6 protein-coding genes are annotated in these 4,524 nt (G+C 62.7%); 1 reads left to right on the top strand and 5 read right to left on the bottom strand.

Annotated features, from left to right (window positions below; all coding sequences use genetic code 11):
- Nucleotides 1-333: inositol monophosphatase family protein (locus ACIP0B_RS28000; protein ID WP_400838348.1), on the top strand; the 333-nt coding region annotated here is incomplete at its 5' end.
- Nucleotides 334-519: 186 nt separating this feature from the next.
- On the opposite strand, the gene ACIP0B_RS27995 is transcribed toward ACIP0B_RS28000, so the two are convergent.
- From ACIP0B_RS27995 to ACIP0B_RS27975, 5 genes are all read right to left on the bottom strand, one after another.
- Nucleotides 520-1,068, bottom strand: a complete 549-nt coding sequence (locus ACIP0B_RS27995) for a glycine zipper 2TM domain-containing protein (protein WP_085586634.1) — start codon at nt 1,066-1,068, stop codon at nt 520-522.
- A 120-nt stretch (nt 1,069-1,188) separates the two neighbouring features.
- Nucleotides 1,189-2,103, bottom strand: coding sequence for a protein translocase subunit SecF (gene secF / locus ACIP0B_RS27990; RefSeq protein WP_085586633.1), 915 nt, complete (start codon nt 2,101-2,103; stop codon nt 1,189-1,191).
- A 9-nt stretch (nt 2,104-2,112) separates the two neighbouring features.
- Nucleotides 2,113-3,981 carry a protein translocase subunit SecD gene (gene secD, locus ACIP0B_RS27985; RefSeq protein ID WP_085586632.1) on the bottom strand — a complete coding sequence of 623 codons (1,869 nt, stop codon included), beginning with the start codon at nt 3,979-3,981 and terminating at the stop codon, nt 2,113-2,115.
- A 62-nt stretch (nt 3,982-4,043) separates the two neighbouring features.
- Complete coding sequence (gene yajC / locus ACIP0B_RS27980) at nt 4,044-4,379, bottom strand: preprotein translocase subunit YajC (protein ID WP_065257675.1); 336 nt, start codon at nt 4,377-4,379, stop codon at nt 4,044-4,046.
- A 43-nt stretch (nt 4,380-4,422) separates the two neighbouring features.
- Nucleotides 4,423-4,524: hypothetical protein (locus ACIP0B_RS27975; RefSeq protein WP_400838351.1), on the bottom strand; the 102-nt coding region annotated here is incomplete at its 5' end.

The raw sequence follows: 4,524 nt of genomic DNA, 5'->3' as shown, positions 1-4,524 counted from the left end.
TTCACGCCGGTGGTGGACCTGCTGCGCCAGGCGGCCAAGGATCCGCACGCCCTGGTGGGCCAGACCGCCGGCATCCGCCGCGCAGGCTCGGCGAGCCTGGATCTGGCCTACGTGGCCGCCGGTCGTTTCGACGCGTTCTGGGAATCGGGCCTGTCCGAGTGGGACATGGCGGCCGGCGCCCTGCTGATTCAGGAAGCAGGCGGCCTGGTGAGCGACTTCACCGGCGGTCACGACTTCCTGGAGAAAGGCCACGTCGTCGCCGGCAACACCAAATGCTTCAAGGCCGTGCTGACGGCCATCCAGCCGCACCTGCCGGCTTCGATGAAGCGTTAAGCGCTGCGCAATATGAAAAAAGCACCCTTCGGGGTGCTTTTTTTATGCCCGCCACCACACCTCATGCGGGAGCCAGCCTGCTGGCGATGGTGTCAGCCCAGACACCTAAAGGGAACGCCACCGCCACCAGCACAACCCGAACGACAGGCACAAAAAAGCACCCCGTAGGGTGCTTTTCATGTTTGATCACTGCCCGGGCTGGGCCTGGGACAGGATCAGCTTGCCTTCCTTGTCCACCGGAATCTGGTTGCCCGGATCCCGATCCATCCGCACTTTGCCTTCCTTGCCGTCCAGCGAATAGCGAACGTCGTAGCCAACGACCTTGTCACTGATGTCATTCACGGTGTTGCAGCGCGTCTGCGTCGTGGTGTAGGTGTCACGCTCCTGCATGCCTTCCTGCACCTTGTTGCCGGCGTAACCGCCGCCGACCGCACCGGCCACCGTGGCGATCTTCTTGCCGGTGCCGCCGCCGATCTGGTTGCCCAAAAGGCCGCCGGCCAGCGCACCGACCACCGTACCGGCGATCTGATGCTGATCCTTCACCGGTGCCTGACGGGTCACGGTGACGTCCTTGCACACTTCACGTGGAGTCTTGATCTGCGTCTTGACCGGCTCTACGGCCAGCACTTGCGCGTACTCAGGGCCGCTTTTCACCAGGCTGTAGGTAGCAACAGCACCCCCGGCGGTCACACCGACAGCACCCAATACCGCACCAACCAGCAACGACTTGTTCACATGAACCTCCTGACCATCACATGCGGGGCTTGCCCGCGCTTCTCCCAGCCTTGGAGCATGAAAAAAGGCGCGAGTTCAACTCGCGCCTTTTTCGGGTGACACCGTCGGGAGAAGCCGGCCTCAAGGACGGTCGTCGATTTCCTTGTCGGTGTTGGCCGGAGGGATCAGGTCTTCGCTGGTCAGGTTCAGCCAGATCAGCACCACGTTGGCGATGTAGATCGACGAGTAGGTACCCGCCAGAACACCGATGAACAGGGCGATGGAGAAGCCGAACAGGTTGTCGCCGCCGAAGAACAGCAGCGCCGCGATCGCCAGCAACGTCGAGATCGAGGTCGCCATGGTGCGCAGCAGGGTCTGGGTGGTCGAGATGTTGATGTTCTCGATCAGGTTGGCCTTGCGCAGCACACGGAAGTTCTCGCGGACCCGGTCGAACACCACGATGGTGTCGTTGAGCGAGTAACCGATGATCGCCAGCACCGCCGCCAGCACCGTCAGGTCGAAGGTGATCTGGAAGAACGAAAGGATACCGATGGTCACGATCACGTCGTGGATCAGCGAGACGATGGCACCGACCGCGAATTTCCACTGGAAGCGGAAAGCCAGGTAGAGCAGGATGCCGCCGAGCGCCAGCAGCATGCCCAGGCCGCCCTGGTCACGCAGCTCCTCGCCCACCTGCGGGCCCACGAACTCGACGCGCTTGACGGTCGCCGGGTTCTCACCGCCGACCTTCTGCAGCGCTTCGGCCACCTGATGGCCCAGTTGCGGGTCTTCGCCCGGCATGCGCACCAGCAGGTCGGTGGTCGCGCCGAAGTTCTGCACGACGGCTTCGTGGTAACCGGCCGTCGTCAGTTGCTCGCGCACCTTGGTGACGTCGGCCGGACGCTCGTAGGTCAGCTCGATGAGCGTACCGCCGGTGAAGTCCAGGCCCCAGTTCATGCCCTTGTGGAACACGCTGAACAAGGCCAGGGCCGTCAGGAACAATGTGACGCCGAACGCGAAGTTGCGAACGCCCATGAAGTTGATAGTACGTAACATGGCAGCCCCTTAAATCCACAACTTCTTGAAGTCACGACCGCCGAAGATCAGGTTGACCATCGCGCGGGTCACCATGATGGCCGTGAACATCGAGGTAAAGATCCCGAGGGACATGGTCACCGCAAAGCCCTTCACCGGGCCGGTGCCCATGGCGAAGAGGATGCCGCCGACCAGCAAGGTGGTCAGGTTGGCGTCGAGGATCGCGGTGAACGCCCGGCCGAAGCCTTCGTTGATGGCGCGCTGCACGGTCATGCCGGCGGCGATCTCTTCGCGGATCCGCGAGAAGATCAGCACGTTGGCGTCGACCGCCATGCCCATGGTCAACACGATGCCGGCGATGCCCGGCAGGGTCAGCGTCGCACCCAGCAGCGACATCAGCGCCAGCAGCATCACCATGTTCACGGCCAGCGCGACGGTGGCGATCAGGCCGAAGAACCGGTAGATGGCGATGATGAACAGCGAGACGAACAGCATGCCCCACAGAGAAGCGTCGATGCCCTTGGTGATGTTGTCCGCGCCCAGGCTCGGGCCGATGGTGCGCTCTTCGGCGAAGTACATCGGTGCGGCCAGGCCGCCGGCACGCAGCAGCAGCGCCAGCTCGGACGACTCGCCCTGGCCGTTCAGGCCGGTGATGCGGAACTGCGCGCCCAGCGGCGACTGGATGGTCGCCAGGCTGATGATCTTCTTCTCTTCCTTGAAGGACTGCACCGCCACGTCTTTCTCGACGCCGTCGACCACCTGCTTGGTGTAGGTGGTGACCGGACGCTGCTCGATGAAGATCACCGCCATGCTGCGGCCGACGTTGCTGCGGGTCGCACGGCTCATCAGCTCGCCGCCGTGACCGTCCAGGCGGATGTTCACTTCAGGGGTGCCGTGTTCGCCGAAACCGGCCTTGGCGTCGGTCACCTGGTCACCGGTGATGATCAGGCTGCGCTCGATCTGTGCCGGAGGACGCTTGCCCTCGCGGAACTCGAAGGTCTCGGAAGTGGCTTTCGAAGCACCCGGCTCGGCGGCCAGACGGAACTCGAGGTTGGCCGTCTTGCCCAGGATCCGCTTGGCTTCGGCGGTGTCCTGCACGCCCGGCAGCTCAACCACGATACGGTTGGCGCCCTGACGCTGGACGATCGGTTCGGCAACACCCAGCTCGTTGACGCGGTTACGCACCGTGGTCAGGTTCTGCTTGATGGAGTATTCGCGGATTTCCACCAGCTTGGCCGGGGTCATCGCCAGACGCAGCACCGGCTGGCCGTTGAGGTCGGCCGGAACAATGTCGAAATCGTTGAAGCTCTTGCGGATCAGCGCGCGGGCCTGTTCGCGGGACGCATCGTCGCTGAAGCCCAGCTGGATGGCGCCGCCCAGTTGCGGCAGGCTGCGGTAGCGCAGCTTCTCTTTGCGAAGCAGGCTCTTGACTTCGCCTTCGTAGATTTTCAGGCGAGCGTCGATGGCTTTGTCCATGTCCACTTCCAGCAGGAAGTGCACGCCGCCGGACAGGTCAAGGCCCAGCTTCATCGGGTGCGCAGCCAGGTTGCGCAGCCACTGCGGGGTGGTCTGGGCCAGGTTCAGCGCAACGACGTAGTCGTCACCCAATGCCTTGCGCACCACGTCCTTGGCCGGCAGCTGGTCTTCAGCCTTGGTCAGGCGGATCAGGCCGCCCTTGCCGTTCGCAGACAGGCTCGCGGCCTTGACGGCGATCCCGGACTCCTTGAGCGCAGTACCTGCACGATCCAGGTCGGCCTGGTTGACCTGCAGGGCCGTACTGGCGCCGCTGATCTGAATGGCCGGGTCATCGGGGTACAGATTGGGAGCGGAATAAATCAGACCGATCGCCAGCACCGCCAGGATCAGAATGTATTTCCACAGAGGATATTTGTTCAGCATCACGCCGCCCGCTATGACGCGGGGCGCCTTGCGCGCCCCGTCGATTGAGTAGAAGTTGAAACTTAGATCGCTTTGAGCGTGCCTTTTGGCAGCGTGGCGGCGATCGCGCCCTTCTGGAACTTCATTTCCACGGTGTCGGACACTTCCAGCACCACGAAATCGTCGGCCACTTTGGTGATCTTGCCGGCGATGCCGCCGGTGGTGACCACTTCGTCACCCTTCTGCAGGCTGTTCAGCAGGTTTTTCTGCTCTTTGGCGCGCTTGGCCTGCGGACGCCAGATCATCAGGTAGAAGATGACCAGGAAGCCGACCAGGAAAATCCACTCGAAGCCGCCGCCCATTGGCGCTGCTGCCGGTGCAGCCGCGTCGGCCATGGCGTTAGAGATAAAAAAGCTCATTTAGCACTCCAGTTGCAAATGTTGAATCTTGGGGTCAGAAAACTCAGTCCAAGGGCGGCACGGGAAGTCCGCGCTTGGCGTAGAAGGCATCGACAAAGGCGGCCAATTTACCCTGTTGTATAGCCTCGCGCAAACCAGCCATCAG

Source organism: Pseudomonas sp. NPDC089534 (assembly GCF_044749305.1).
GTDB lineage: Bacteria > Pseudomonadota > Gammaproteobacteria > Pseudomonadales > Pseudomonadaceae > Aquipseudomonas > Aquipseudomonas ekonensis.
The sequence above is the reverse complement of the archived record's forward strand: the minus strand, read 5'-3'. Positions and strand labels throughout refer to the sequence as shown.

What these genes read in the sequence shown, in the direction of transcription:
- secD (WP_085586632.1), bottom strand. Translation starts at nt 3,981, where the DNA reads ATGCTGAACAAATATCCTCTGTGGAAATACATTCTGATCCTGGCGGTG.
- yajC (WP_065257675.1), bottom strand. Translation starts at nt 4,379, where the DNA reads ATGAGCTTTTTTATCTCTAACGCCATGGCCGACGCGGCTGCACCGGCA.
- secF (WP_085586633.1), bottom strand. Translation starts at nt 2,103, where the DNA reads ATGTTACGTACTATCAACTTCATGGGCGTTCGCAACTTCGCGTTCGGC.